The sequence below is a fragment of the Haloechinothrix sp. LS1_15 genome (assembly GCF_033042135.1).
Lineage (GTDB): Bacteria > Actinomycetota > Actinomycetes > Mycobacteriales > Pseudonocardiaceae > Haloechinothrix.
Map to the genome: position 1 here is coordinate 376,294 of NZ_WBXM01000001.1, position 22,206 is coordinate 398,499.

24 protein-coding genes are annotated in these 22,206 nt (G+C 68.9%); 11 read left to right on the forward strand and 13 right to left on the reverse strand.

What is annotated here, in order from left to right; all coding sequences use genetic code 11:
• Window positions 1–24 precede the first annotated feature (24 nt).
• From F8178_RS01790 to F8178_RS01820, 7 genes are all read left to right on the forward strand, one after another.
• Window positions 25–261, forward strand: coding sequence for a DUF397 domain-containing protein (locus F8178_RS01790; protein ID WP_317492806.1), 237 nt, complete (start codon window positions 25–27; stop codon window positions 259–261).
• Window positions 245–676, forward strand: a complete 432-nt coding sequence (locus F8178_RS01795; RefSeq protein ID WP_317492807.1) for a hypothetical protein — start codon at window positions 245–247, stop codon at window positions 674–676. The genes F8178_RS01790 and F8178_RS01795 overlap by 17 nt, the downstream gene beginning before the upstream one ends.
• 85 nt (window positions 677–761) lie before the next feature.
• A complete protein-coding gene (gene purF, locus F8178_RS01800) occupies window positions 762–2,276 on the forward strand; it encodes an amidophosphoribosyltransferase (RefSeq protein ID WP_317492808.1) in 1,515 nt (504 codons plus the stop codon).
• Window positions 2,277–2,312: 36 nt separating this feature from the next.
• Window positions 2,313–3,386, forward strand: coding sequence for a phosphoribosylformylglycinamidine cyclo-ligase (purM, locus tag F8178_RS01805; protein ID WP_317492809.1), 1,074 nt, complete (start codon window positions 2,313–2,315; stop codon window positions 3,384–3,386).
• 182 nt (window positions 3,387–3,568) lie between these two features.
• Window positions 3,569–4,429: a M24 family metallopeptidase gene (locus F8178_RS01810; RefSeq protein WP_317492810.1), complete on the forward strand. Its 861-nt coding sequence runs from the start codon at window positions 3,569–3,571 to the stop codon at window positions 4,427–4,429.
• Window positions 4,426–6,186, forward strand: a complete 1,761-nt coding sequence (locus tag F8178_RS01815; protein WP_317492811.1) for an SDR family oxidoreductase — start codon at window positions 4,426–4,428, stop codon at window positions 6,184–6,186. Before F8178_RS01810 ends, F8178_RS01815 begins: the two co-directional genes overlap by 4 nt.
• A gap of 194 nt (window positions 6,187–6,380) precedes the next feature.
• Entirely contained in the window at window positions 6,381–7,196 is an 816-nt protein-coding gene (locus F8178_RS01820; RefSeq protein WP_317492812.1) for a hypothetical protein, read from the forward strand.
• Window positions 7,197–7,204: 8 nt separating this feature from the next.
• On the opposite strand, the gene F8178_RS01825 is transcribed toward F8178_RS01820, so the two are convergent.
• The 11 genes from F8178_RS01825 to F8178_RS01875 all read right to left on the reverse strand — a co-directional run bounded on the left by F8178_RS01825 (window position 7,205) and on the right by F8178_RS01875 (window position 18,944).
• Window positions 7,205–8,242, reverse strand: coding sequence for a GNAT family N-acetyltransferase (locus tag F8178_RS01825; protein WP_317492813.1), 1,038 nt, complete (start codon window positions 8,240–8,242; stop codon window positions 7,205–7,207).
• Between the two features lie 4 nt (window positions 8,243–8,246).
• On the reverse strand, window positions 8,247–9,233 hold the full coding sequence (locus tag F8178_RS01830; RefSeq protein WP_317492814.1) for a glycosyltransferase: 987 nt from the start codon (window positions 9,231–9,233) through the stop codon (window positions 8,247–8,249).
• Window positions 9,230–9,874: a sugar transferase gene (locus tag F8178_RS01835; protein WP_317492815.1), complete on the reverse strand. Its 645-nt coding sequence runs from the start codon at window positions 9,872–9,874 to the stop codon at window positions 9,230–9,232. Before F8178_RS01835 ends, F8178_RS01830 begins: the two co-directional genes overlap by 4 nt.
• Window positions 9,858–11,297 carry a hypothetical protein gene (locus F8178_RS01840; protein ID WP_317492816.1) on the reverse strand — a complete coding sequence of 480 codons (1,440 nt, stop codon included), beginning with the start codon at window positions 11,295–11,297 and terminating at the stop codon, window positions 9,858–9,860. Before F8178_RS01840 ends, F8178_RS01835 begins: the two co-directional genes overlap by 17 nt.
• 4 nt (window positions 11,298–11,301) lie before the next feature.
• Entirely contained in the window at window positions 11,302–12,924 is a 1,623-nt protein-coding gene (gene murJ / locus F8178_RS01845) for a lipid II flippase MurJ (protein ID WP_317492817.1), read from the reverse strand.
• 9 nt (window positions 12,925–12,933) lie between these two features.
• A complete protein-coding gene (locus F8178_RS01850; RefSeq protein WP_317492818.1) occupies window positions 12,934–13,833 on the reverse strand; it encodes a hypothetical protein in 900 nt (299 codons plus the stop codon).
• Window positions 13,830–14,939 carry a DegT/DnrJ/EryC1/StrS family aminotransferase gene (locus F8178_RS01855; RefSeq protein ID WP_317492819.1) on the reverse strand — a complete coding sequence of 370 codons (1,110 nt, stop codon included), beginning with the start codon at window positions 14,937–14,939 and terminating at the stop codon, window positions 13,830–13,832. Before F8178_RS01855 ends, F8178_RS01850 begins: the two co-directional genes overlap by 4 nt.
• On the reverse strand, window positions 14,936–16,003 hold the full coding sequence (locus tag F8178_RS01860; RefSeq protein WP_317492820.1) for a Gfo/Idh/MocA family oxidoreductase: 1,068 nt from the start codon (window positions 16,001–16,003) through the stop codon (window positions 14,936–14,938). Before F8178_RS01860 ends, F8178_RS01855 begins: the two co-directional genes overlap by 4 nt.
• A gap of 288 nt (window positions 16,004–16,291) precedes the next feature.
• Window positions 16,292–17,431, reverse strand: coding sequence for a peptidoglycan bridge formation glycyltransferase FemA/FemB family protein (locus F8178_RS01865; RefSeq protein WP_317492821.1), 1,140 nt, complete (start codon window positions 17,429–17,431; stop codon window positions 16,292–16,294).
• Window positions 17,421–18,476 (reverse strand): LCP family protein, encoded by a 1,056-nt coding sequence (locus F8178_RS01870; RefSeq protein WP_317492822.1) that lies wholly within the window; start codon window positions 18,474–18,476, stop codon window positions 17,421–17,423. Before F8178_RS01870 ends, F8178_RS01865 begins: the two co-directional genes overlap by 11 nt.
• A 138-nt stretch (window positions 18,477–18,614) precedes the next feature.
• A complete protein-coding gene (locus F8178_RS01875; RefSeq protein WP_317492823.1) occupies window positions 18,615–18,944 on the reverse strand; it encodes a hypothetical protein in 330 nt (109 codons plus the stop codon).
• A 106-nt stretch (window positions 18,945–19,050) separates the two neighbouring features.
• Here F8178_RS01875 and F8178_RS01880 point away from each other — a divergent pair, with 106 nt between their 5' ends.
• Together F8178_RS01880 and F8178_RS01885 are read left to right on the forward strand one after the other, a co-directional pair.
• Complete coding sequence (locus F8178_RS01880) at window positions 19,051–19,926, forward strand: helix-turn-helix transcriptional regulator (protein WP_317492824.1); 876 nt, start codon at window positions 19,051–19,053, stop codon at window positions 19,924–19,926.
• Window positions 19,910–20,116, forward strand: a complete 207-nt coding sequence (locus F8178_RS01885; protein ID WP_317492825.1) for a DUF397 domain-containing protein — start codon at window positions 19,910–19,912, stop codon at window positions 20,114–20,116. The genes F8178_RS01880 and F8178_RS01885 overlap by 17 nt, the downstream gene beginning before the upstream one ends.
• A gap of 65 nt (window positions 20,117–20,181) precedes the next feature.
• On the opposite strand, the gene F8178_RS01890 is transcribed toward F8178_RS01885, so the two are convergent.
• Both F8178_RS01890 and F8178_RS01895 read right to left on the reverse strand, forming a co-directional pair.
• Window positions 20,182–20,475, reverse strand: a complete 294-nt coding sequence (locus F8178_RS01890; RefSeq protein WP_317492826.1) for a hypothetical protein — start codon at window positions 20,473–20,475, stop codon at window positions 20,182–20,184.
• A gap of 15 nt (window positions 20,476–20,490) precedes the next feature.
• The gene (locus F8178_RS01895; RefSeq protein WP_317492827.1) at window positions 20,491–20,784 is read right to left on the reverse strand and encodes an AbrB/MazE/SpoVT family DNA-binding domain-containing protein; all 294 of its coding nucleotides are present in this window, start codon (window positions 20,782–20,784) and stop codon (window positions 20,491–20,493) included.
• 237 nt (window positions 20,785–21,021) lie between these two features.
• Here F8178_RS01895 and F8178_RS01900 point away from each other — a divergent pair, with 237 nt between their 5' ends.
• Together F8178_RS01900 and F8178_RS01905 are read left to right on the forward strand one after the other, a co-directional pair.
• The gene (locus F8178_RS01900; RefSeq protein ID WP_317492828.1) at window positions 21,022–21,651 is read left to right on the forward strand and encodes an SAV_915 family protein; all 630 of its coding nucleotides are present in this window, start codon (window positions 21,022–21,024) and stop codon (window positions 21,649–21,651) included.
• A 45-nt stretch (window positions 21,652–21,696) separates the two neighbouring features.
• A complete protein-coding gene (locus F8178_RS01905; protein WP_317492829.1) occupies window positions 21,697–22,200 on the forward strand; it encodes a hypothetical protein in 504 nt (167 codons plus the stop codon).
• The last annotated feature ends 6 nt before the right edge of the window (window positions 22,201–22,206 follow it).

The following is a 22,206-nucleotide window of genomic DNA, read 5'->3' on the forward strand; positions in this document are numbered from 1 at the left end:
GAGTCGGGGAAAGTGGGGTTAGTGATGACGACCGTTGTCAACGGCATGGATGCCGCGCAACTGGCTGGGGTGGAATGGCGTAAGAGTTCGCGTAGCGGAGCCCAGGGCAACTGCGTGGAGATCGCCAGACTGGACTCGGGGGAGATCGCGGTACGAAACTCGCGCCACCCGGACGGTCCCGCGCTGATCTATACCCGCGACGAGGTCGCGGCCTTCGTGGTGGGGGCGAAGGACGGCGAGTTCGATGACGTCGTCGCGTGAGCCAGGCACCACCACCGCACCGGACGAGCAGGCCGATATCGACTCCGCGCTGCAACAGCTGATCGAGCGGGGCTTCCAGTTCGTTCATCCCACCGATGCGAACGGGGTACTCCTCGCGGTGGTGGGCGTACGGGTCCACGACAACGTCGTGGATGTCGTCACGTTACGAGCCGAGAACGACGTGCAGGCTGAGCGCGTGCCGGGTGACGAATCCGACATCCTGGCGCCGACCACGGTGCTGTGGCAGGTCACGGGCACCGCCCAGCATGTGCTGGACGAGCTGCTCGCGCTGCCTGATGATCGCATTCCCGGCGGTGTGGCCGCCGCGAACGGCACCGAGCCGATCGGCGACGTCAACGGCTGCTGGGTGCCGGTCGATACCGGCCGCATGACCTGGATGCGCTCGTCAGGGTGAGATCGTCGCCTCCTACGGCGGGGTGAGTGACACCGTTAGGGCTACACTGGCACTAGCCATTCGTCGTTCTCTCGGGAGCCCTTCGGTGTCACAAACCGACCCTGACGAGCTGGGTCTCGACCGCGAACCACGTGAGGAATGCGGGGTTTTCGGTGCGTGGGCGCCGGGCGAGGAAGTCGCCAAGCTCGCCTATTACGGCCTGTACGCACTGCAGCACCGCGGCCAGGAGGCGGCAGGGATCTCGGTCTCCGATGGCTCGCAGATCGTGGTGTACAAAGACCTCGGCCTGGTCAATCAGGTGTTCGACGAGCAGGTGCTGTGTTCGCTCAGCGGGCACGTCGCCGTCGGGCACTGCCGCTACTCCACCACAGGCGGCGGGAGTTGGCAGAACGCGCAGCCGACGTTTTGCACCACCGAGGCCGGTACCGGCATCGTGCTCGGCCACAACGGCAACCTGGTCAACACCGCCGAGCTGGCCGACCGCGCCCGTTCGTTGGGGCTGTTCGGCAGGGATTCGTCGACGACCGACTCCGGGGTACTGACCTCGCTGCTGGCGCACGCGTCGACGGACAAGGGGCTGGAGGAGGCCGCCCTCGAGCTGTTGCCGACCGTACGTGGGGCGTTCTGCCTGGTGTTCTCCGACGAGAACACGCTGTACGCGGCACGCGACCCGTACGGCGTTCGCCCGCTGGTGCTCGGCAGGCTGGAGCGTGGCTGGGTGGTCGCCAGCGAGACGGCGGGCCTGGACATCGTGGGCGCGTCGTTCGTGCGCGAGGTCGAGCCGGGTGAACTGCTCGCCATCGACGCCAGCGGCCTGCGCTCCTCGCGGTTCGCGCCACAGGAGCCCAAGGGATGCGTGTTCGAGTACGTCTACCTCGCCAGGCCGGACACCACCATTGCCGGGCGGAGCGTGCACGCCACGAGGGTGGAGATCGGCCGCAGGCTGGCCGAGGAGCACCCGGCCGACGGCGACGTCGTCATCCCGGTTCCCGAGTCGGGCACGCCCGCCGCGATCGGCTACGCGCAGGCCTCGGGCGTCCCGTACGGTTCAGGCCTGGTGAAGAACGCCTACGTGGGCCGCACCTTTATCGAGCCCTCGCAGACGATCCGGCAGCTCGGTATCAGGCTCAAGCTCAACCCGCTCAAGGAAATCATCAGGGGCAAGCGGCTGATCGTCGTGGACGACTCGATCGTGCGCGGCAACACCCAGCGCGCTCTGGTGCGGATGTTGCGCGAGGCAGGCGCCGTCGAGGTGCACGTCCGCATCGCCTCGCCGCCGGTGCGCTGGCCTTGCTTCTACGGGATCGATTTCGCCTCCCGCGCCGAGCTGATCGGCAACGGGCTGGACATGGAAGGCATCCGCCGCTCGATCGGCGCGGACTCGCTGGGATACGTCTCTCTCGACGGGCTGATCGCGGCCTCCGAGCAACCCCGTTCTCGGTTGTGCGCGGCCTGTTTCGACGGTCAGTACCCGATCCCGCTACCGGAGGACGAGCTGATCGGAAAGCACGTGCTGGAAGGGATCGAACCGGCATCCGGCGCGTCACCCACCAGCACGCAAGAGGGCTACGGTGCGCACGACGCCATGCAGCGTCCGTAGCGATTCGTAGCGCGTCGTGGAACGGAACGGAGCATCGTGACCACCCCGCCGAACAAGGCAACCTACGCCGCAGCCGGTGTCGACATCGAGGCAGGCGAACAGGCCGTCGAACTGATCAAATCGCACGCGCAGCGGGCCAGCCGTCCCGAGGTGCACGGGAGTGTCGGCGGTTTCGCCGGGCTGTTCTCGCTCAAGCTCGACCGGTGGACCGAACCCGTGCTCGCCTCGTCCACCGACGGTGTGGGCACCAAGATCATGGTCGCCAAGGCGATGGACAAGCACGACACCATCGGTATCGATCTGGTGGCCATGGTCGCCGATGATCTGGTGGTGACCGGGGCCGAGCCGCTTTTCCTGCAGGACTACATCGCGATCGGCAAGGTCGACCCGGCCAAGGTCGCCTGCATCGTCGGCGGTATCGCGGAGGGGTGCGTGCAGGCGGGATGCGCACTGCTCGGTGGGGAGACCGCCGAGCATCCCGGCATGATGGCCGAGGACGACTACGATATCTCCGCGACCGGCGTCGGCGTGGTGGAGGCAGCCGATGTACTCGGTCCTGAGCGGGTGCGGCCGGGTGATGTGGCGATCGCGATGGGCTCGACCGGGCTGCACTCCAACGGGTACTCGCTCGCGCGCAAGGTGTTGCTGTCCGATGCCAGGATGCCGCTGGACGGGCACGTGGAGGAGTTCGGCCGCACGCTTGGCGAGGAGCTGCTCGAACCAACCAAAGTGTACGCGCGGGAGTGCCTCTCGCTGATCGCCGAGACCAACGTCCGCACCTTCGCGCACGTCACCGGCGGCGGGCTCGTATCGAACCTGGCGCGGGTGATTCCCAAGGGCCTGGTGGCGATCCTGGAACGCGACAGCTGGACCCCGCAACCGGTGTTCGGCATGATCGCCCATCGAGGCCGGATCGACCAGGACGAGATGGAGCGCACCTTCAACATGGGTGTTGGCATGGTGGCCGTCATCGCGGCCGAGGACGTCGATCGCGCCCTCGCGGTACTCACCGCACGCCACGTTCCCGCCTGGGTCCTCGGCGACATCCGCCCCACCGACGACTCCGACGGCGACAGCGCCGTCCTCCGTGGCTCCCACCCGCGCTTCTGACCGGTGGGGGTTGGCGCTGAACGTCACGTTCAGCGATCCACCGTCTGCTGCGCCTCAGCTGGGTGAGTCTCGACAGTGCGCGTCGGGCAGGGCTAGCATACCATCAGTATGTTACTCGCGGTCAGTTCTGCACTAGAGCGCCGGACGTGGCCGCGAGCACCCGACGACGCTGTGAGGCGCTGATGGTTGGGAGTGCGGCCACGGGAGCGGCGCTGAGTTTCTCCGAGCGCGACCTGGAGCGGTTCCGGGAGGTGCAGCAGCTCGCCTACCGGTGCGCCGAGGAAACCGCGCAGTGGCTCGAGCCGGGCGTCACCGAGCGGCAGGCAGCGGACGAGCTGCGTCGCAGGCTCATCGCGGGCGGTGTGGAGGACTTCTTCCACGTGCCGTTCGCGTGGTTCGGTGACCGCACCGCCTTCCGGAACTTCCGGGTTCCGTTCCAGTTCTTCCCCGGCAACCGGCAGCTGCGCGAGGGCATGCCGTTCGTGCTCGACTGCGCGCCGATCGTCGACGGTTACACCGCCGATATCGGTTACGGAGGCGTGATCGGTGCCAACCGCGTCTGGCAGCGGCTGTGCGCCGACCTGCGCGAGTACCGCGACTTCATCCTGCGGCAGGTACGCCAGGGCCACACGCTGGACGAGATCTACAAGCGGGTGGACGAGCTCATCGACCGACACGGGTTCTGCAACCGCCACCAGGTGTATCCCGGCAGGGTGATCGGCCACCAGGTGACAAGGCAGCATGCCATCGGCCCGAAGGGCGTGACCGTGTTCGGGTTCGGCATCCGCACGCTGCAGACGCTGGGCCGCGAGTTGATCACAGAGCGGTTGCACGGCCGTTCCCCGCTGTGGGCGGACAAGCGTGCCTCGGCACACGCACCCACGCCGGGTCTGTGGGCGGTGGAGCCGCACATCGCGTTCCGCGATGTCGGCATCAAGTTCGAGGAGTTGCTGGTCGTGACCGGCGACCCAGGCAACCCCGCCTACTGGCTCGACGATGACCTGCCGCACGTGCGGCGATGGCAACGGATGGAGGACGCATGACCGTTCCCGAACCCACCCGCTTCGTCGACTCCTCCGGCGTCCGGCTCGCCGTGTACGAAAGCGGCGACCCGGGCAACCCGACGGTGGTGCTGGTGCACGGCTACCCGGATGCGGCCACCGTCTGGGATGGCGTGGCAGGCATTCTCGCCGGGTCGTACCACGTGGTCCGCTACGACGTGCGGGGAGCGGGACGCTCCTCCGCGCCGAAGGGAACCGGCAGCTACCGCATGGAGCTGCTGGCAGCTGACCTGTTCGCGGTCGTCGACGCGGTCAGCCCCACCGAGCCGGTGCACCTCGTCGCGCACGACTGGGGATCGATCCAGTCCTGGGAGGCGGTGACCGAGCCCGGCGCGCACCGGCGTATCGCCTCGTTCACCTCGATCTCCGGCCCGTGCCTCGATCACGTTGGGCACCTGATGCGGGACCGGCTGGCGCGGCCCACACCGCGTAACCTGCGCAAGGTCGTTTCGCAGCTGCTGCACTCCTGGTACATCGCGGCGTTCCAGGTGCCGGTGGTGGCTCCTGCGGTGTGGCGGCTGGTGCTCGCCCGGCGCTGGTCGGGGCTGCTGGAGCGGCTCGAGGGGGTACCGGCCACCATCCCGAACCACCCCGCGCCGACGTTGGCTTCGGACGCCGTGCGGGGTATCGCGCTGTACCGGGCGAACATGTTCAAGCGGATCGGCAAGGCGCCTCGCGAGCGGCGCACCGAGGTTCCGGTGCAGATCATCCAGCCGACCGGGGACCGCTACGCGACTCCGCCGCTGACCGAAGGCGTGGAGCGCTGGGTCACGCGGTTGTGGCGGCGGAGTTTGCATGCCAGGCACTGGGCGCCGTTGACCCACCCCGAGGCGGTCGCCCGGATGGTCGACGAGTTCGCGCGCCACGCTGCGGGCGGGGCCGCTTCCCGCGCGCTGCGCCGCGCCGAGGTCGGCACGGCCCGGCCCCGGTTCGCCGACCATCTGGTTGTGGTGACCGGAGCAGGCAGCGGTATCGGCCGCGAGACGGCGCTGGCGTTCGCGGAAGCCGGTGCCGAAGTGGTCGCAGCCGACATCGACGGTGACGCGGCGCACCGCACGGCCGATCTCGCCGGGGTGGTCGGGGTGCCGGGGCACGGTTACCGGGTCGACGTGACGGACGAGTCCGATGTGTTCCGGTTCGCTAGCGCGGTCGCCGATCGGCACGGCGGTGCGGACATCGTGATCAACAATGCCGGGATCGGGCTCTCCGGGCCGTTCCTCGAAACCACCGCGAAGGACTGGCATCAGGTGCTGGACGTGAACCTGTGGGGCGTGATCCACGGGTGCCGCGCGTTCGGCGAGCAGCTGGTCGCCCGCGGCGAGGGTGGCTATATCGTCAACGTCGCCTCGATGGCCGCGTACCTGCCGACCAGGGAGCTACCGGCCTACGCCACCACGAAGGCCGCCGTGTTCATGCTGTCCGACTGCTTGCGGGCGGAGCTGGACGGTCACGGCATCGGGGTGTCCACGATCTGCCCCGGCGTCGTCGCCACCAACATCACCAGGACGGCACGGTTCACCGGGGTGGACGACGCAGGTCAGCAGGCCAAGCGCGATCGGGCCACCAAGCTGTACGGCAGGAGGAACTTCACGCCGAGGCGGGTGGCCACCGAGATCGTGCGCGCGGTGGAGCGCCAGCGGCCGGTAGTCCCGGTCACGCCGGAGGCGAAGGTGACCTACCTGCTCTCCCGCGTCTCGCCTGCCACGCTGCGGTCGGCGGCGAAGCTGGAGCTGTCGTAGCTCACGCAAGGGACGCTGCTCGATGGCGGTGGTCGAGCCGGTCACCGGCTGGCGCGGGCGCGGGATCCGCGCGGACAGGCGTGATGTTCCGGCGCGCCTGCCCGGTTGCCCGTGCCGCTAACGTTTCCGTCGCGCCGTACGACTAACCCCATACTCTGGTTGACTGTCCGCGACGGCACGGTTCTGGCTGCGCCGTGGCTGCGAGATCGGTGGTGGACGCCATGGTCCGGCTCGTGACGGTGCTCGCCACGTTCCTGCTGCTCGCGGTCAGCCTGACGGTCATCCCGTCGCAGGCCGCGGTGCCGGTTCAGGAGCGGGAACCGCTCGCCACCCCGCCGGGCACGCCGCTGCCTTCCGGGCAGCTGTGCGCAAGGTGGAACTCTCGGTCAGGGTGGGAACCGATCCCGGGGAACTCCGAGGCGAACAACCACGTGCCGAGTGAGCTGTCCCTTCCCCCGTGGCAGGGGTATGACCCGGAGGCCAACGCGCGGTTCTTGCCCCGCATCGACGGGGACTTCCGCGGGACGACCGACGAGATCATCGAGTGGGCAGCGTGCAAGTGGGGTATCAACCCGGATCTGGTGCGCGCGCAGGCCATGGCGGAGAGCTCGTGGGTGCAGTCGAAAGCCGGTGACGAGGTCGACGATCAGCGCAAGTGCGTGCCGGGTGATCGGGCTCCCTGCCCGACCAGTTTCGGGTTGCTCCAGATCAAGCACTTCTTCCACCCGGGAACGTACCCGCACTCGAGGGAGAGCACCGCGTTCAACGTCGATTACTCGCTCGGGCTGATGCGGGCGTGTTACGAGGGGTGGGTCGGGTTCTTCCCGGAGGACTACCGTGCCGGTGATTTCGAAGGCTGCCTCGGCCAGCACTTCTCCGGGAGTTGGAAGGACCAGGCAGGCCGGGCCTACGTCGAGCGTGTCTTCCGGCACTGGAACGGCCAGACATGGAAGCAGCTGCCCGGCTACGAGCGCTTCCGATTGCCCGGGCTGCCCGGGCTACGTCGGTAGCGCGGCGCTCAGCAGAAGTACCGGTACAGCAACCTGCCAGCTCTGGCTGTGACATGGTCGGGAACCGACTCCTCGGTCAGCAATGCGGTCAGCTCGCCGAGCAGCGCGTCGGCTTCATGGTGGCCTGGTGACCGTGCCTCGGCCTGTCGGAGCGTGACGATGCGTCGTTGTTCGCTTGCCCACTTGCGCTTGTACGCGATCAGGCCGGGCTGGTCGTCGTCACTGCATCCCCAGTCGACCCATGCGAGGTTCCTGCGCGCACCCCATTCGATGCCCGCCCAGAACAGCGCGTCGTTGGGACGTAGCGCGAGGTGCTCGTGCAGCGAGGCGCCGAACTTGTAGTACAGCACGTCGTTCCAGACCAGGAATACCGCCCCTGCGATCAGCGTGTGCTGCTCGTAGGCAAGCAGGGTGACGACGGCATCGCGCGGGGCGAAGGATTGCCAGATCCGGTCGAACAGCTCCGGTGGTTGCGCGAGCAGCCGGTACTTGCGCTTGCGTAATCGCAGGTGCAGGCGATGGAACGCGTGCATCGCGTCCTGCTCCGCTGTCGCAACGACGCGTACCCCCGCTCGTCGCGCGCGTGCGATATTGCGCCGCGCGGTTCCGGACAGCCTGCGGTACAGCTCGTCGAGCGGGGCGTCGAGCGGCGTGCCGTGCCAGGCGAGACCGCCTACGGTGACCATCCGGGAATCGCGCGCCGGAGCCGCGTCTTCCCAGCAGCGCACGGTCAGCGGCACCCCGGCACTGAGTGCGTCGGCGCTGAGCGCCTGCCAGGTGGCGACGTCGGTGACCATGGGGTCGGCGCGATCGCTGAACGGCAGCGCCGAGTAGCGCGTACCCCGCAGGTCGTTCACCGGAACCCAGGCGAACCCGGCCACCGGGCGGTCGCTCGCGTCGAGTGCCAGCCGTGCTTCGGCGGGGAGCCCGAACGTCCCGCAGATCGCCTCGAGCCATGGTGGTGAGGTGAACAGGCAGCCCGCTTGGCAGGCGGCGAGCTTCGCCCAGCAGGCATCCGATCGCGGGTCGACATCGACACATCGCATGCGATCACCGCACCAGGTCGAACGAAGGCAGGACCGGGGTCCGCCGGACGGCGACGCCGAGGGTGCCCAGCAGGTCTTCCGGGGTGATCGCGTCGGCTTCGGCGACCATGGCCAGGCCGCGTCGCGCGAGTTCGGCGGCGAGCTCGCGCTGGTGGTCATCGCCTGCCTCGCCTGCCGAGGCGAGGCGTGGTGCCACCACCGGCAGGTGGCCTGCATCCAGCGCCGCCCGCATCGACCCCGTCCCGGCGTGGCACACCACGATGTCCGCCGCGCGCAGCGCCGCGCGGAGCTCGGTCTCCGGCAGGAAGGGCCGCGCGTGGATCGGTAGGTCCGTCACCGGCGTGCCGCCGGTCTGCCACAGCACCGTGACCGGCCGCCCGAGCGCCGTGGCCACAGGGCCGCCGGGCGCCAGCAGGGGAACCAGGGTGGTGAACAACCGCCGGAACGGGAACTCCTCCGCGGTGCCGACGGTGACCACCACCAGCAGCCGCCTGCCGAGCACGCGGCGCTCGCTCGCCGCTTCGTACCCGTCGAACCAGTTCCCGTTGTAGCGCCACGGCGGCCGCGCCCACCTGTCGTACTGCGAGTACATCGCGACCCCTGGGGTCCAGCGCAGTACCCGACCGGTTCGTGACGGTCCGCAGGTACGGGCAGCGCTTTCGATGTAGTGGCAGGCGACGCCGCGCGCGGCCAGGTAGGGCAGGTATCCGAGAGCGATACCGGAGCCGGTCGACACCGCGCAGCCGATCCGGTGCTTGCGCCACAGCCGATGGGCGTGTGGCACGCAGCGCAGGACGCCCGCGACGTCCCCGACACCGACGTACGGTACGAACTCGACAGCCCGGTCGGCCAGCAGCGACCTGCTCTGCTCGTTCTCGTGGGTGACCCACAGCTGCGGGCCGCCTGCCGGGATCCGGTCGGCGAACGCCCGCAGCTGCGCGAGGTGCCCGCCGGTTGTGGCGACGTAGAGCGTGGTGGTCGTGGGGGTCACCGCGCACCGTCCTTTCTGGCCAGTGTGCCGATGGTTCGCCAGAGGATGTGCAGGTAGCCGCGCATGGTCCTGCTGTGGACGTAGTCCACATCGAGATGCAGCATGCCGAGCGTGCCGATCGTGCTGCGCCCGCTGACCTGCCACAGGCCGGTGATCCCTGGACGTACCGCGAAGCGTGCGTCGAACTCGACGGGGAACATCGCGGCTTCCCACGGCAGGCAGGGGCGCGGGCCCACGAGGCTCATCTCGCCGCGCAGCACGTTGATCAGCTGCGGTAGTTCGTCGAGGCTGGTGGCACGCAGCAGTGCCCCGATGCGGGTGATGCGCGGGTCGTCGTCGAGCTTGCAGCTGCCCGCCACGGTGGTGTCCTCGCCGCGCAGCTCCCGCGCGATCAGCTCGCGGAGCGAGCCATCGTCGCCGCCCCGCCGCATCGTGCGGAACTTGAGCATCGTGAACTCCTGACGGTCGCGGCCCAGCCTGCGCTGCCGGAACAGCGCGGGCCCGCTGCTGGTGAGCCGGATGGCGACGGCGATCGCGAGTATCGGTACCGCGAACACGAGCAGCGCGACGGCGGCGAGGACGGTGTCTGCGACGCGTTGCGCGGTGTCAGCGACAGCGGGCGTGCTAACCGGCCGTGTCATGGGTTCTCCTCCTCGAGGTATGTGATGCGGTCAAGATCCCAAGCAGCAGGAACAGCAAGTCCCCCGCGCCGCGCAGCGTTAGGTGCGCGTCGATCACCGAAAGGACGAGGACGAAACACCACGCGATGAGCAGTGCCGAGGCGCAGGCGCCCGCGGCCGTGGAGTTGTGGCTGGCGATCGCCGCCCCGCGCAGCACCGTGACCGCCAGCCACAGGAAGGCCAGCAGCAGCGGCAGCCCGCCGATCCACACGAACTGGAGGTAGCCGGACTCCAGGTACACCACGTCCCGCCACGTCTCCGGCGCTCGCAGCACCGGGTCGGGGTGAACGCCGAGCAGCACGCTCGGCGGGTCGAACTGGGGCCAGTAGAGGTTGACGAGGTTGTCCCACCGGCCGAGCCAGCTCCGTGGCACGCCGAAACCCTCGCCGAAGCTCGCCAGCCGGTTGATCAGCGCGGGGGCGCCCGCGGCGAGCGCCACGAGGCCGAGCGGCCAGAAGCGGCGTGCGCTGCGCATCAGCCACGGGTAGCGCCAGACGAGCAGGGCAGCCACCACGATCGCCGAGATCCAGGTGGAGAACTGACCCGCGGCGAGTGCCCCGGCAGCCAGCACCAGCCCGGTTCCCCAGCGTTCCCAGCGACGCAGTAGCCCGCGCGCGGCGCAGCAGACGATCAGCGTGAGCGCGATGAGGATGTAGTCCCCGGTGGCGATCGAGCTGCCGAGCGTCGACGACCCCCTCATCGAGGGCCCTTCCGCGCTCTCCTCGAGGCCCCACACAACCGTCAACGCCGTGATCACGGGTCCGAACTGGAGCGTTTGCAGGATCGCCACGACGGCCAGCGCCGCCGCTGGCCAGATGACAAGCCGGATACAGCGCAGCACTTGCTCCTGCCGCGTGACCGTCAGCCGAACGAGCAGGAACAGCACCACGAGCTTGGCGACGGGCAGCACCGCGACGGCCTCGTCCACACCCACGTCGCGTTGCCGCAGCAGCTGCGCGGCGATCGGCCACACGGTGGACAGCACCAGAAACAGCCCGAGCGGCACGTCGACCGGGTGCGGGCGCCACGGGACGGCATCACCGCGCGCGAGGCGGAGGTACCCCCCGAGCGCGGCCCCGGCCAGCAGCAGGACCAGCAGTGCCTCGTTAGGTCGGGCGAGCGGGATCGCCTCGCCACGATCGATCCCGGCGATGATCGGTAACGTGCCGAGATAGAGGTAGGTGGCCAGGATCGGGTGGTGGGCGCAGGCGGCGAGCAGCACCACGGCCGCGACTGCCACCACCGCGGCCACCGGCCCGAGTGCCGCGCCGAGCGACCCGGCGCACACCGCGGTCACCAGACCGAGCGTTGCCGGCCCCCGCCACCGTGCGGCTCGGGACGATGCCACGGGTAGGCGTTCCGGCGCGCGCGGCTCCGGGCTCATCCGCTCACCCCCACCCACGGGTGCTCAGCGCGCGGAGCACGGATGCGTAGCAGCCGAGTGCCGCGGTGCCGAACAACGCCAGCAGGCCCAGCTCGGCAAGGCTGCCAGTGCCGCTGGTGGGAAGCACGCCTGCGCCGACCGCGACGACGGGAAGCATGGCGGCCACTGCGGCGGCGATGCCGGCCAGGGGGCGTCCGGGTAGAAACCGCCCGGCGCGCATCGTGCCCCGCAGCCGGGTGAGCACGATCCCGGCTCCCGCCGCCTCGCCGCACAGCACCGCGACCACCAACCCGACGAGCAGCGGGAGGCCGGTGGGCAGCTGCAACAGCGCCAGCACGCCGACCGCCGCGGTGACCAGTAACTCGATGGCTGCTGCCAGCCGGGGGCCCCTGTCGTCGAGCCTGGCGTAGAGGGCTTGCCTGCCGAGGTTGTGCAGCCCGCCTGCCAGCTGGGTCGCTGCGACCACCGCCAGACAGGCCGCCAGCGAGCTGACGATCGGGCCTGCCGCGACCTCGCCCCTGGTGAGCAGCTCCGCGGCCGGGCGAGCGAACGCGGCCAGCAGCACCAGCGCGGGCACGCTCGCCATCGCCGTGTAGCTGATCCCGCGTCGCCAGTGCTCAGCGAACGGCGCGGGATCGTGCCGCCGTGCGGCTTCGGCGAGCCGGGGAAGCACGGCGGTGGACACCGCGTGAGCGCTGAGCGCGATCACCGCGTTGTGCACCGCGTAGGCCACCTGCAGCACGAAGACGCCACCGGGCACGGTGGCCGCGAGGGCGAGCACCAGATAGATCGCCGCTGCCGGGCAGGCCGCGACACGCACCGAACGGCGCAGCCTGCGCAGCGTGTCGACGGCTTCCTGGTCGGAACGCCACCGCAGCGAGGGACGCGCGAGCACTCCGGCCCGCGCCGCGCCGAGCACCTGCAGGCAGGCGTGCACTGCGACGGAGGCCGTCGCGCCTGCGCCGAGCAAGACGACGAGGCCGATCGGCACGCTGTCGGCTTCCGTCCCGCCGCCGTATGCGAGCGCGGCGATTGTCATCGTCGCGATCACGCCGAGGTTCTCGGTGCACGGTGCCGCCGCAGCCAACGCGAACCGGCCGCGTGCGTGCTGCGCCGCGGTGTGCCACGCGGCGACCGTGTACAGCACCACCTGGGGGGCGACGAACAACACGATGAGCACGGTGAGTTGCTGGGCCCTGGCGCGCAGCTCGGCGTCGGGGATGTCGAAGGTGAGGCTCCATGCCACCAGCGGGGCGGCCAGCACGAGTAGCGCCGCCAGCGCCCCGGAGATGACCAGCAGCACCCCGGCCACCCTGCCGAGCAGCTGCCGCGCCCTGTCGATCCCGTGGTCACCGATGGTGCGGACGATGCCGGGCACGAGCACCATCGCCAGTATCTGACCCGCGATGAGGCTGTAGATCAGGTTGGGGACCACGTACCCGGCCTGGAAGGTGTTGGCGAAGTAGGTGGGCCCGAGCACGGCGCCGATCGCCAGCACCCGCAACAGCCCGGTGATCCGGCTGACCAGCGTCCATCCCGCGACCGTCGCCGAATCCCGTGCCGTGCTGGTCGGCCGGGCGGCGCGGCTCGCCCCCCTGGTGGTCGGATCAGCGGCGGGCTGCGACATGGCGCTCCGTCATGTCCGCGCCCGTCGCCGCAGGACCAGGGCGACGACTCCGGCGGCGATCACCGAGCCGGTCAGTGCCCCGGTAGCGGCGAGCGTCACCGGTCCGGGGCTGACCGGGTCGGGCAGCGCGTACGGCTCGGTGGTCAGCTCGGCGTACGGTCCGGAAAGCCGTACCAGCCGGATCGAGTCGAGCTCGGAGCGCAGGGACTGCTCGCGTTCGATCTTGGCTTCCCGTTCCGCGGCGATCCCGGCGATCTCGGCAGCCACGTCGGCGCCGCCGGCGCGCTCCTCACGTAGCTCGTCCAACTCGCTGGTGAGCTGGTCGAGCTCGGCGCGCACGTCGGAGAGCTCCGACTCCACGTAGTCCAGTGCCTCCGACTCCGGGGCTTGCCTGTCGTTGGCCAGGTAGGTGGACACGATGCTGGTCAGTGCACCGAGCGCCCGGCGATGCGAGCGATCGGTCACCTCGATCCGGATCAGCTCGCTGCTGTCCAGCAGCGAAACCGTGACGTTGCGCTCCAGCTCGTTGACCGACATGCCGCGCTCCTGCGCAACGGGGCCGAGCACGGCATGACTGCGGAGGTAGACCAGCTGGGTGGTGAGGTTGCGGTCCTCACGGAGAAAACCGGTGGGTTGTTCCTCCGTGATCGGGTACAGGATCTCGGCGCGGGCAGCGTGGGTGGGCGGGACGAGGAACGCCGTCCCCACCCCCGCGCCCGCTCCGGCGAACACGATGGCAAGCGCGAGCAGCGTGAGTCGCAGCGGCAGTCGCCTGCCTGCCGCTCGCTGGGCGGTGGGCGATTCGGGACTCCCCTGTGGCCCCGAATCGCCCTGCCCGTTACGCGCCCCGCCTTCCTCGTAGGTGGCCGGTAGCGCGGGTTCGCCTGCCGGGTGTGCCCTGAAATTCATGTCCTGACACCTCGCAGCACGGCACAGATCCTGGCGATGTCGCCCTCGCCCAACGTCGGCGACATCGGCAGCGACAGGATGTGCCCGGCCGCCTGCTCAGCGACCGGGGCTTGAGCTGGGAACCGCTCGAACGCGGGTTGCTGGTGGCACGGCACCGGGTAGTGGATCCCCCACCCGATGCCTGCTCCGGTCAGCGCGGCGGTAGCGCGGTCGCGAGCGCCGGTGCGAACGACCGCCAGGTGGTGCACGGATTCGGCGTACGGGTGCTCGGCGAGCGGTTCGTAGCCGTCGGGCAGCAGCGTGCGGTAGCACGCCATGGCCGCAGCCCGCCTCGCGTTGCTCTCGTCGAGCAGCGGGAGTTTGGTGGCGAGAACCCCTGCCTGTAGGGTGTCCAGCCTGCTGTTGCGCCCGGCCAGTTCGTGCCGGTGCCGGTCGGTGACCGCGCGGCCGTGGTTGGCGATGGTCCTGACCCGCTCGGCCAGCTGGGGGTCGCTGGTGACGACCGAGCCGCCATCGCCGAACGCGCCGAGGTTCTTGCCGGGGTAGAAGCTGAATGCCGCGGCGATCCCTGCGCTACCGGCGCGCGTCGAGCCGAACCGGGCCCCGTGGGCCTGCGCCGCGTCCTCGATGAACGCGAGCCCGTGCCTGCGGGCCAGCGCGACCAGCGCATCCACATCGGCCATCTGGCCGTAGAGGTGCACACCGATGATCGCCGCCGTCGCCCGCGTGATCGCCGCTGCGGCGGCTGCCGGGTCGAGCAGCAGTGTCGCGGCGTTCACGTCCACGAAGCTCGGCCTCGCGCCCGCGGCGCACACCGCTTCCGCGGTGGCGACGAAGGTGTTGGCGGGCACGATCACCTCGTCTCCTCTGCCGATGCCGAGCCCGGTGAGGATCAGCTCGAGGGCGTCGGTCCCGTTGCCGACCCCGATGCAGTGACTGGCCTCGCAGTACGTGGCGAAGGCGGTCTCGAAGTCGTCGACCTCGGGGCCGCCGGTGTAGTACCCGTGCTTGCGTACGCTGTGCCACACCAGGTCGAGATCGTCAGCGATCGCGTCGTGGATCCCGGCGAGATCGAGGAACGGGATCGGCCGGTGGTTCCCGTTCATACGGCCACCTCGCCGCCGAGCCCGGCAACGTGTACCCCGGCTTGGCGCGGAGAGCCGACCACGGCGTGGTGGCCGTCGGCGCGGTCGGTGGCTTCGAGGACCCGGACGACGTCCAGTCCCCGTTCCCCTGGGGTGTTGGGGCGGCTGCCGGTGCGGATGCACTCGATGAAGTGGCCTGCCTGGACGGACAGCGGTTCGGTGAACGGGATGTACGGCGAGACGATGTCCCCGGTGCGATAGCTGACCGGCATCGCGTGCGGGCCGTTGAGCCGGTTGGCGGGGAACACGTCGACGCCGACGTCGTAGACGCGGATGCGCTCGTCGGAGGTGTCGTCGTAGACGGCCATCTTGCGCTCGCCGACCACGGTGACCTGCCGGACCCGGCGCGGGTCGAGCCAGCTGACGTGCACGAATGCCTGCGTGTTGGTCTCGCTGAAGTCCATGCGCAGGTAGGCGACGTCTGCGTGGTCCTGGCCGATGTAGCGCTGCGCCCAGACCCCCACGGTGTGCGGCGTCTCGTCGAGCAGGTACGAGATGATCGAGATATCGTGCGGGGCCAGATCCCAGATGACGTTGCAGTCCGACTGGTACCTGCCGAGTCCGAGCCGGGCGGTGTGCAGGTAGTGCACGTCACCGAGCTCTCCGGAATCGATGAGCTGCTTCAGCTTCCACACGGCGGCGTTGTACTCGAAGGTGTGGCCGACCATGAGGTGGACGTGGTTGGTCGCAGCGGTCCGTATCAACAGCTCGGCTTCGTGCGATGAGGTCGCCAGCGGCTTTTCCACCAGTACGTGCTTGCCTGCCCGCAACGCTTCCAGCGCGATCGCGGCGTGACTGGCTGGTGGGGTGGCGACGACGACGGCATCGACCTCCGAGAGGACCTGCACCAGCGACGTCGCACCGTGTACCGAAGGGTAGGTGGCGCGAGCTTCGGCGAGTAACAGCTCGTTGGTCTCGACCACGGTGACCGCGACCTCCGGCTTGCTGGACAGGACGCGGACGTGTTTGGACCCCCAGTACCCGTAGCCGACAACGGCGATGTGAAGGGAATCGGGCGCGATCATAAACACCTCGGGCAGGAGGAGCGAGGGAGCGAGTAGGTACTGTGGGTAACGGACGATGCGGGGGACTTTACGATCTTTGTGCGCTGTACAGGACTAGTCCGTATTGCCCTGCTTGTCGCTCCTCCGCGCGGATCTATTACATCGAATGATGATTTCTCGGGTAACGAACCGAAAACGGCGGTGTTGCTCCCTCACGCGAGTGCACGTCGCATCGGGCGTTCGCCGGTAGCGCTCGTACGGACACGGAGTGCTGGAGCTATACCCGAGCGAGCTCGTCGTCGCGCTCGGTTAGGTACGTCCACCGCGAAGCCTGCGCGCCGTTCGCTCGACAAGCCGCCGCCCGCGCTGGGAGTGACGCGCGAGCTCGTAGGCGCGGCGCGCGGGCCACGGCCGGATCAGCTCGACCGTGGCGGGATAGCGGAAGGCGGTCCCGCCGAACTTGAGTTTGAACCGGTCGCCGCCATCCCAGTCCGATTCCTGGTGGGCAGCCCCGTCGACGAGGCCGCTGAGCGGGCCTTCGCCGAGTCCACCCAGATCGAACCGCAGGAAGCAGGCATCCCTGGCCCACCGGATGGCAGTCCAGGTGATGGCGGCGGTCAGCTGGAGCTTCGCGGCGTCACTCGACCGGTCGATCCCGGTCAGGCGGGCTTTCGCGACCCCACCGCACAGCGTGTGCATCTCCGCTGCGCGCGGTATGCCATGGACCTCTCCCACGAACAGCACCACGTGCTCGGGGGCCAGCTGGCGATACAGCGTGGTGATGTACTCCTCCGACAGCGGGGTGAAGCCTTGATGCTCGGCGGAGCGGGCCATCAGGTCGGCCAGCAGCGGCAGGTCCCGGTGGTCGCCGGTGCGTACGGTGACCCCTGCCTCGGCCCACTTGTTGGTCCACCGCCGGACGCTCTTGGAAAGGTTCCTCCGCAGCCGTTCCTCGCTCGCGGTGAGGTCGACCTGTACCGAGCCAGCCATGACCAGTGGATCGGTCGACCGCCGGAAGCCCTGCTGGAGGAGCCGCTCACCGATGCCTGCCGCGGCGTTGGGCGGCTGCACGATCAGCATCCGGAACCAGCCGCAGGCGAGCGCGGTCAGCTCGCGGGCGAGAAGCGCGGCGATGTGGGCGTGGTCGGCGACGTCGGGGTCGACGATCGGTCCGAACGGTACGTAGCCGATCGTGCCGATCGGACGGATTCGCCGGTGCAGCACCTGGGCCCCTGCGACGAGGCGGCTTCCGTCACGGACCACCAGGTACAGCGAATCGAAGCCGTAGTGCCGCCGGAAACGTGCCCACGCCGACAGCTGTGTCACATCGCTGCCGGGCGTGGCGTCCACCAGCCGGTCCCACGCCGCGATCCGTTCCGCACCCGGATCGGCGCTGATCAGCACCGAACGTCGTCGCTCGGATGTCGCGGTCGGCCTGTCACCGGACATCGTCGCCGAGCACATCGTCTTCGTTCTCCGCCGCGTATCGCTCGACTTCGCCGTCGTTGAGCGCTTCCCAGAGCTGGGCCGCCCTGGCCTCGTCCAGGTACACCACCGATTGAGCCCCCTCCCTGCCGAGCCCTGACACTGGAGCGGTCAGGAACGTGACATCGCCCGTTCGCATGGACCGCATGCCCCAGGCCAGCGAGCGCATGTCGCCGTTGCTCAGCGTGTCGTCGACGCTTACCCAGTCGGTCGCGGTGTCGACCAGCGTGTATGCCCGCCGAGGGCTGCGCATGGTGTCCTCGGACAGGGCCTCGCCAAGCAGTTCGCGCATCACGGCCTGATGACGCTGCACCCGGTCGAGGTCACCACGAGGCAACTCGTACCGCTGCCGCACGTAGACCAGCGCTTCCTCGCCGTCGAGGTGGTTCTGCCCCTCCTCGAACGTCACACCCTCGTGGCTGGTCGTCTCGGCCACGTTCACGGTAATCCCGCCGACGGCGTCGGTTAGCGACTCGAAGCCTGCGAAGTCGATCACGGCGAAGTGGTCGATCCGGATGTCGGTGAGGGATTCGAGGGTGTGCACCAGTAGGCTCGCCCCGCCGAAGGCGTAGGCGGCGTTGACCTTGGCCATGCCGTGGCCCGGCACGTGCACCCAGGAGTCGCGCGGGACCGAGACCACGGCAGCGCTCTCCCTGTCGGCGGACAGCCGAAGCAACATGATCACGTCGCTGCGGACGCCGCCGTCTTCGACGGTGCTGTTCTCGGCGTCGGCCCCGGTGGTGGGCTCCTCGGCCCTTGAGTCGGTGCCGACAAGCAGGAACGTGCGTGCCTCCTGCTGCTCGCCAGCGGGTGGCTCGGGGCGCTCCGCTTCGTCCAGTGGCTCGAACACCGACGGAACCCGCTCCACGTTGCCCGCCAGGTGGTTGCTGACCAGGTACAGTCCCGCGACCGCGCCGCCGCCGAGTACGAGCAGTGTGACCAGCGTGATCACCAGTAACCGGCGTCCCCGGCGGGGCCGTGGCGTGGATGTGGCCGGGGAGTCCGCCATCGCCTCGCTCCTCACTCTTGCAGCGCGTGGAGCACGACCGTGCCCACAACCGGCGTAACGCCCGAGCGAGGTGATGCGCTACAGGAACGATGCAATCGTTATGGAACGTGAGGTAGTGGGCAGGCGGACGCTGCGCGGTCAGGGCTGCGCCCGTTCTTCCTCGGCGGCAATGTAGAGCGCGCGGATGGTGCTGTCAGGTTCCTTGAGTTCGGCGCGGATGACCGACACGGTGCGGCAGGGCCAGTCCTCTCCGCAATCGCAGATTCCGGTCGGTGCCGTGCTGTGCAGGAGGACTATCTGCCGGATGGTGTCGACAAGCTCGGGGATCAGCTCGCGGGCGATATCGGCGTCGCGATCGGACCAGCCGACGCACTTCATGGCCAGAAACTCGGCCTCGTCGAGGTGGCCGTAGAGGTCCTGGCGTAGCAGGTGGAACGCGTCGTTGCGGGCGGGTGCTGTGTCGGACATGGCACCAGCTCACCCGGTGACCCCGGGACACCGCAGTCCTCTTCTCGGGTGAAATGTGGCTTTTGTCCGACGGACACAAGCTGCCGTATCGCTACAGTGCTGGTGCATGGAGGATCGGGAACCCACCATCCGCAGCAAGGAGCTCGGCGAGGGGCTGCGTGACGCGATGACCTACGCCGGGTACCACGCCAGCGAAATCGCGCGGCAGCTCGACTGGTCACCGAGCAGGGTATCCCGGCTGCTGTCCGGGAAACGTGGCGGCACCGGCTACGACGTGTCGGCGTTCCTCGCGGTGTGCGGGGTGAAGGGCGCCGAGCGCGACCGGCTGATGGCGCTGACCGTTGACCAGGACAAGAAGGGCTGGTTCCAGCAACACGGCCCGGTCCTGCCGAAGCAGGTGCGGACGATGATTGACCATGAAACCAAAGCCCTGTCGATCGACGAGTTTCAGATCACGCTGGTTCCTGGGCTTCTGCAAACCGGGGACTACGCGCGAGCTGTGATTAGCCGCAATGTGAACGTGCCTGCCGACGAAGTCGATGATCGCGTCGCGGCACGGTTGGGTCGCCAGAATTTGTTGAGTCGCCGTATCCCGCCGCGATTCACCTACTTCCTGCACGAATTCGTGCTGCGTACGCCAGTAGGCGGTGCTGCGGTGATGTCCGATCAGCTCCACCACTTGCTGCGTATCGCGGTGCGACCGAACGTAACGCTGCGAGTGCTTCCAGCCGAGATTGGTGCCCACGCCGGCATGTCGGGTCCGTTCACGCTGCTTGACGTTGCCGACTTCAAGCCGATCGTGTACCTGGACAGCGAGACGTCGAGCCTGTTCCTGGAGCTTCCGGTCGAGATCGATGCGTACCGTAATATCCTGGCCACGCTGGAGGGCACCGCGCTGGGTGAGAGACAATCGAAGGAGTTCATAGCCTCTGTGGCGACGGAACTCTACGCGGATGGAGAGACCGATGATCACCCTGGCTGAGCTGGGAAGCTCCAGCGACGTGACCTGGCGGACGAGCAGCTACAGCGGTAATGGCGCTGCGTGCGTCGAGGTTGGCTGGCGGCGGATGGACCTGGCGCTGGTGCGTGACTCCAAGGACCGTGCCGGCGGTGCGCTGGCCGTGGACGTTCCGGCCTGGCGCGCCTTCCTCACCGTGCTCGCCCGGCACTGAGCCACACGCCCGGCTGGTACCCGAGAGGCGCGGACGGTGGACGGGACTGAGCCCTTCGTCGGCGGTCACGGACCGCTGAAGATGCGGTGCCCGCCGATGCGGCGCCAGATGATGTGCGCTTCGCCCGGTCGTTGCTGCTTGCCGTACTGCCAGGTGGCGCGGCCGTCCGGCGCCCAGGTCATCTCGTAGATTCCCCGGGCTCCTTGGATGCCCTTGACGCGCAAGCCCGGGCGGAACGAACCGGCCTTCAGGCCGGGAACGAACTGGTGGACCACCACCTGCCGGAACCGCTGCTGCTCGGTGGTGGTGAGTGCTTGGAAGTCGCGTTTTGCGCGCGTGGTGAAGCTGAACGTGGGCACGGCTCGCTCCGCGGCTCAGCGCGCGAGGTCGTCGAGCATGGTCTCGATATCCTCGTGAACCTCCATCGAGCCCGCCGCGATCTCGGCGCTCGCTTCCCGCTCGCCTGCCTGCCACTCCTCGGTCCAGAACCACCGCTGATCCGCCGGGATGGTGGTCAGGCCGCGCAGGAGGACCTCGCCTGACTCGGACATGGTGAACTCCACTTCGTCGCCTTCGTCGACGTAGAGCGCGGCCCGCACCTCAGGCGGCAGGGTGATCTGCCCCTTCTTCCGTACCGTCGCCCGTCGACGCTGGGGGTGTGTTGACATCGCCGCTACCTCCCGCGCGCCTCCCGTAATCATCGGAAACGCCTACGACCAGCGTATGTCCTAAAGTCGGAGAGTGCAACACTCTTACTGTCGGATTATCCGACTTCCCGAAGGATGGTGCGCCAGCAGCACGCTTGCCGGTGACCAGAGCATCGGTTGCCTTGGGTGGTCGTGTGTGTTTCGCTCGTGACGCGCGACGTCGACTGATGGGGAGCGGGAACCGAGGGGGAGCTGTACATGGATGCTGGTGCCACATTGCGATCGCTCGCTCAGGCTGAGCTGATCCTGCTCGATGACCTGGGGCGTTGCCAGCTCGGCGAGCTGTTCGTGCTGACGACGCCGGAGGGTGAGCTGGAGCTGCGCGATACACAGCGCAACGAATGCCTGGTGGTGGCGTTCACCAGCTACGCATCGCTGGTCACCTCCTGCGGGGTCGGGCAACCGTACGCGCAGCTGCACGCGGCCGAGCTGGAACCGGTGTTGGAGCGGTTGCGTCGCACCGTCGTGGTGGCACTGGACGTATGGCTGCCCGAGGGGCATCGCTACCCGGAACCGGATCCACGTGAGGTGCCCGAGCTCGCGCACTGGCCGGAAGTACCAGCCGAGGGGAGAGTGTGGGTACCGGCGCGCCCGCCGCGCCGGGGCGACCGGCAGGTGGAGGTCGAGCTGCACGCCCAGCGGCCGGATGAGCCGTTGCTCTGCGTGTACTCCTCGCTGGATGCGTTGCAGGAGGCGTGCGGGCCGTACCAGGCGGCGGTGGCGATCGACGTGGCCGAGATGGAGGACGTCGCGCGGGAGTCCGGCGCTGTCGAGATCGCGTACGAGCCGGTGCTCGCGGAGCATGCCCGGCATACGGGTGCCCCGTAAGGACCGAGTTGTGGGTTGTGCTGACGTCGCGGAGGGAGCGCTGCGGTGGCAGGAGATGGGTTCAGCGCCGAGGAGCATGCGCTGCGGTTAACCAGGGATAGGTTGCGGCTGGCCGCCGACACCCTGGACCGGGCGACCGGTGTGGAGGTGTCGGCCGTGGATGCCGGGATGTCCTCGGACATCGTGGCCGACGCTCTCGCCCGGCTTCAGCAGGTCGGGATCGTGCTGGCCCAGCACATGGACAACACGGCTGACCAGGTGGACGCTGCCGAGGGGTCGTACGCCGAGATCGAGAACACCCACGAGGGCAAGCTGCGGTACGAGGAGCTCGCTCCCGAGGAGCCTGCTCGCAATCCCAGAATGAATACTCAGGCACGGATCGAAGCCGAGCGGGACTCGCCGCTGGAGCAGGCCCCGATCGAGGAGCGCGGCCCGAACCGTGACGGTAGGGCACCCGCACCGGAACTGGCCGAGCAGGAATCCGCGCAGTGGGACAGCGATGACGGCGAGGATCGCTGGCAGAACGCGCCGGGCCGGATGGGAGGGTGATCCACG